The sequence below is a fragment of the Dietzia sp. UCD-THP genome (assembly GCF_000349585.1).
Taxonomy (GTDB): Bacteria; Actinomycetota; Actinomycetes; order Mycobacteriales; family Mycobacteriaceae; genus Dietzia; species Dietzia natronolimnaea_A.
Map to the genome: position 1 here is coordinate 6,787 of NZ_KB714667.1, position 4,747 is coordinate 11,533.

At 65.4% G+C, this 4,747-nt stretch carries 7 protein-coding genes; 2 read left to right on the forward strand and 5 right to left on the reverse strand.

Annotated features, from left to right (window positions below; translation table 11 throughout):
- Positions 1 to 158: 158 nt before the first annotated feature.
- Positions 159 to 530: a hypothetical protein gene (locus H483_RS39345; protein ID WP_146776299.1), complete on the forward strand. Its 372-nt coding sequence runs from the start codon at positions 159 to 161 to the stop codon at positions 528 to 530.
- Between the two features lie 31 nt (positions 531 to 561).
- Positions 562 to 1,764 (forward strand): hypothetical protein, encoded by a 1,203-nt coding sequence (locus H483_RS37150; RefSeq protein WP_146776300.1) that lies wholly within the window; start codon positions 562 to 564, stop codon positions 1,762 to 1,764.
- A gap of 66 nt (positions 1,765 to 1,830) precedes the next feature.
- Here the strand turns inward: H483_RS37150 and H483_RS39350 are convergent, their stop codons facing one another.
- The 5 genes from H483_RS39350 to H483_RS37160 all read right to left on the reverse strand — a co-directional run.
- Positions 1,831 to 2,130: a hypothetical protein gene (locus H483_RS39350; protein WP_146776301.1), complete on the reverse strand. Its 300-nt coding sequence runs from the start codon at positions 2,128 to 2,130 to the stop codon at positions 1,831 to 1,833.
- A gap of 101 nt (positions 2,131 to 2,231) precedes the next feature.
- Positions 2,232 to 2,498, reverse strand: a complete 267-nt coding sequence (locus H483_RS39355) for a hypothetical protein (RefSeq protein WP_146776302.1) — start codon at positions 2,496 to 2,498, stop codon at positions 2,232 to 2,234.
- Positions 2,495 to 3,094, reverse strand: coding sequence for a ParA family protein (locus tag H483_RS0120280; RefSeq protein ID WP_017838477.1), 600 nt, complete (start codon positions 3,092 to 3,094; stop codon positions 2,495 to 2,497). Before H483_RS0120280 ends, H483_RS39355 begins: the two co-directional genes overlap by 4 nt.
- A 93-nt stretch (positions 3,095 to 3,187) precedes the next feature.
- Positions 3,188 to 3,751 (reverse strand): recombinase family protein, encoded by a 564-nt coding sequence (locus H483_RS37155; RefSeq protein WP_017838478.1) that lies wholly within the window; start codon positions 3,749 to 3,751, stop codon positions 3,188 to 3,190.
- A 377-nt stretch (positions 3,752 to 4,128) separates the two neighbouring features.
- The coding region (locus tag H483_RS37160; RefSeq protein WP_017838479.1) for an IS256 family transposase at positions 4,129 to 4,747 on the reverse strand (619 nt) is incomplete at its 5' end.

Here is a 4,747-nt window from a genome sequence, read left to right on the forward strand (position 1 = left end):
GCCAGGTGGGGAGCAGTCAGCCCTGTAATCTAGCGGTAATCTGTCTTACAACTAGATTACATCTAGATCACACAGTTTTTGCGCGCTTCGTTCCGTCTGTTCTCATCGCTTGTCCGCGTTTCGCGGCGCGGGGTCGCGCCCGTGCTAACGTCCCGCTCATGGAACATGAGAACGTAGCAGAGACACCGTCAGTTGACGACATAACTACACGCGCTCTCGCGAAGGCGCGGCAGGAGTTCGAGGCGCGCGAGGCTCGCGCTGGCGAAGAGATCGGGCGCGCTGTCCGGTCGTTTCAGTTGATCGGCAAGCTCGACCAGGAGTTGCGTGAAGCCCGCGCCGATCTGGAATCAGCGCTCGACACTTTGGCTGGGCTCGACGTGAACCGATCAGTGATCGCGGAGGCGCTTGGAATCACTGAAGGCACGCTCGCTAGGCGGCTGCCTCGCAAGCGTAAGTCTCCGCGCACTTCGAGCACATCGCGACGGGCACAACTTCGGCCTAGCGACGACACAAGTTCTGACGTAATCTGAGCGTGTTCTCTCGTCCAACATTGGAGCTTTCATGACTCAGCCTTTCCGCCGCCCGGTGGCGGCCGCGAGTGCGGTCGCAATCGCGCTCACTCTCGGTTCGACCGCCGCCGCATTGGCGCAACCGACGCCCTCTCCTCAGGTGCCCAACCGCGCGGCGCCCTCGCCTCAGGTTCCGACTGTTCGCAAGGCGCCGAGTGTGCCGGTTGCGGTGCAGCAAGCGGCGCCTGCAATTCAGCAAGCTGCGCAACCGTTGATCATTGCTGCACCGCCCCGCGTCATCACTCAGACGGTCACTGAGACCGTGGTCGTTGATCGCCAGGTTGTGCAGGAGTCCGGCGGTCTGCTCTTGCTCGATCCGAGCGTGTCTCAGAACGTCCGCGCGGTCGATGTTCTCAACACCTTCGACTCCAACGTTGCCGCCCGCGCTGGCGAGGAGCGGCGTCATCTCGATCAGGTGCTAGGAGCTGCCGGGGTCGGCGCGTTCGCTGGCGGGTCCCTCGGCGCGGCTGGCGGCGGCTTGGTCGGCGCGGCCGGTACGGGTGTCACCGGCGCGCTCGTGGGCGGCGCTGTCGGCACCGCTGCGCAGATTCCGGCGCAGATTTCGTGCGGAGTCGTCACCATTGTGGCACCCGGAATCGGTATTCCATGCCACGCTATCGCCGCCGCGGCTGGGCCTGCCGCTGGCGCCGCTGTGGGTGGAGTGGTTGGCGCCGGCGTTGGCGCGGGCGCTGGAATCGTCACCGGCGCTGTTGGTGGCGCCGCTGGCGGCGCTGGTCTCGGTGCGCAGACTGTGCCCGGCGGAACCGAGACGTTGCAGGGGCTCGCCGCCGATATTGTGTGGGATCTGGAGAACGAAGCCCGCGTCGCCAACGGGTACCAGCCGCTTGTCGGAAACAAGCCGTCCGGACAGCCGGGCAGCACGCCGGTTGAGCCTTCGACCGGCACTCGGGACACGTCGGGAACCGTGCTCGGCCAGGGCGCCAATGTCGGCACGTCGCCGGCCGCTGCACCCGCTCCAGCGCCGGCGGCTCCGCCGGTCGTGCCGGTGCCCGTCCCGGCGCCTGGCCCGGACCTCGCGGTGATTGCCGGCCAGCTCGGTGCCGACGTACAGGTTGCGGCCGATCAGGTCAGCTATGACGTGCAGGCCGCGGCTAACCAGGTCAGCCACGACGTGAACCGCGCGGCGCAGCAGGTGAGCACCGATCTGGGCAACGCTCTCGCGGCGCTTGCTTGAGCAAGTCCACACACGAACTGTGCCCCCGCCCATCATGGGCGGGGGCACAGTTGTATCCGGCTCTTATCAGCGTCCAGCGGCGGTGAGAACGTCACGCACGGGACCACAGAAGTCTGCACTCATGAGTGACAGCTCGCGAATCTCCGCAACGGCATCGGGACTAAGGTCGTCCGCCGAAAGTGCGTTCTCCATCACGCGCACGATTGCGTCATGATCCAACCCTGCGGCATTGAGGTCGAGAACCGTTGCCGCGTAGTTGAGGCAGACCGTTTCGACAGTCGGTACCGAGACCGCCTTGACCGCCTCATCCCCGACCGATCCGAGTCCACCAAATACGGCCCCCGCGATCTGTACGCCCACAACCATGAAGAGTGCTCCGGCGGTTACACCCACAGCACACAGCGCCGCACAGACGGACGTGACTATCTGCGCCCGGGTAGAACGCGGTCGCTGACCGCCACTCGTCGTCACTCGGCCGCCTCAGTGGCCAGGAGCTCGGCCACGTGCTTTGCGAGCACGTCGGACATCGACAGATCGTTGTCGAACGCCCATCTCTTGAACGCCTTTCGCTCGGCGTCGGTCAGATAGACCATCACGCCCTTGTCCCGCTTCGGCGCGGCCGCTGCCGGAGCACTAGGCGCGAACGCCTCGCTAGCGCTCGACGTGCGAGCCTTCTTCGCAGTCTGGCCAATCGGGCTCGGCTTGCGTCCGGTCAGGTTCGGTGCGTCGCTCATGGTGTCGTCCTCTCAGTCTGGGTGGGCACCAGGTGGCGCCACACGTCGGTGTATCCGAACAGTCCGGGCTTCTCGATGATCCCCAGACCGTTCGAGCGCTTGATCGCCTCCCGGCGCGGAATGTAGCCGGGGAACAAGGGGAACTCTGCGAACGCCGCTCGCGTCTCCTCCAGGAGCCGCCTGCCAGCTTCGCCGTTCACAAACAGCACCGCGTACTCGCGGTGTCTGAGATGAGGCGCCAATTTCCACGCCTGCCGCGTGGAGGCAGGCTCGGGTGTCGTCACCAGGATCACGTAGTCAGCCGCATCCACGGCCGCGTCAATCACGTTGGGAATGATCGGCGGCGTGTCGATGATCGTGAAGTCGGCGCGCGGCTCGCGGTGCGCGAGCTCGTGGCCTTCGGCCGCGTACACCTTGAACGGGAACGGCGCGCCCGCCTCGGCGGCGCCTGCCGCCCAATCGAGCGCAGACGCCTGTGGGTCCAGGTCGAGCACTTCGGCCGTGTAGCCGTCTGCGACGGCTGCCGCGGCGAGGTAGATCGCGGTCGTGGTCTTGCCGACGCCTCCCTTCGCGTTGGCAATCGTGATCGTCGGCATGGCCGCCCTCCCTGTCAGTGTCGATTCACTATTACACTAGCAGGCTGGCACACTGTTGGCTAGTAGATTAGTAGTGATCGAGGTAGCGGCAAATTACGCCTCGTCTACGGCCCGGTCACGGACGTTGTAGATGGTCTGGCGGCTCACCCCGTACTCACGGGCGAGGGCCGAAACACGCTCGCCGTCGGCTAACCGTTCCAGCAGCTCCGCCGCTCGCGCATCGGTGAAAGCCGGCTTGCGGCCCTTGTAAACGCCCCTCTTCTTGGCGAGGGCGATTCCTTCCAACTGGCGTTCGCGGATGGTTGCTCGTTCGAGCTGCGCCACGGCACCGAGGATCGTCAGCATGAACTCCCCTTGCGGGGTATCCGTGCTCAGCTCGGGGTTGTCTACGAACTCGACACCGACACCCTTGTCCCGGAGCTGTCGAACAAGCATCAGGAGATCGGTAGTCGAGCGTGCGAGCCGGTCTGGCGACTTCACGCGCACCACGTCACCGCGTCTGACGTACTGAATCAGCTTCTCCAGCTCCGGCCGATCAGTGCTCGCACCGGATGCCCTGTCGATGAACAACTCGTCGGCGCCCGCGAGTGCATCGAGTTGCCTCGCTGGACTCTGCTCTGCCGCCGACACCCGCGCATAACCGACCGTCTCTCCCATGCTGCGCCTCCTGCCCCCGTGTCCATGTAGGTCCTATGAGCGTGATGGACAGCGATCAATAAAAACAAGAAAGGACCCTAGTTTGACGCGCTCTCGCCACCATTTCGTAGTCCACAGCGGGCGTACCCCAGGTGGACACGCACGAGCTGCACCTCTCCCGAAGCGGGCAGGCCGACTACAGCGCGAGAGCTGCCAGCGAAGCGCGGTCAAAGATGAGCGCCAGAACTAGCAGTACTCCAGCAACCGCCAGCAGCATCGGAGGAACCAGCGCAGCGGCGGCTACGAAGACTGCGGTCCCCCGACGGCGCGCCAACGAAGCGGAGCGGAGGTCAAGCCCCTAGAAGTGGTGTAACTGAATTGTGATCCTTCGTTGGTGATCAGGCGGGTAGTTGCATCAGTGCATCAGTGGTCACCTCCGTCTGCGAGCTGGTGTCGTTGTCGGTGGTCAGGGTGAGTCGGCAGCGGCTCAGGACTTCGAGGCCGAGGTAGCGGCGGCCTTCGGCCCATTCGTCGGTCTGCTCGGCAAGGACGGCGCCGATGAGGCGGACGATGGCATCTCGGTTGGGGAAGATGCCCACGACGTCGGTGCGGCGGCGGATCTCTCGGTTGAGCCGTTCGGTGGGGTTGTTGGACCAGATCTGTCGCCACACGTCGTCGGGGAACACGGTGAAGGCGAGCAGGTCCTCGCGGGCGTCGCCGAGGTGCTCAGCCACGTCGGGCAGTCTGCCTTCGGTGTACTCGAGGAGCCGGTCGAACTGCTCGTGCACCGCGGTGTCGTTGGGCTGGTCGTACACGCTGTGCAGCATCGCCTTCACGGCCGGCCACATGGACTTGGGGCACACCGCCATGAGGTTCGCCGAGTAGTGGGTGCGGCAGCGTTGCCACGCGGCTCCCGGCAGGTTCGCCGCAATCGCCCCGACCAGCCCGGCGTGGGCATCGGAGGTCACCAGCCGCACCCCGCCCAGGCCGCGGGCAACCAGGTCGGCGAAGAAGGTG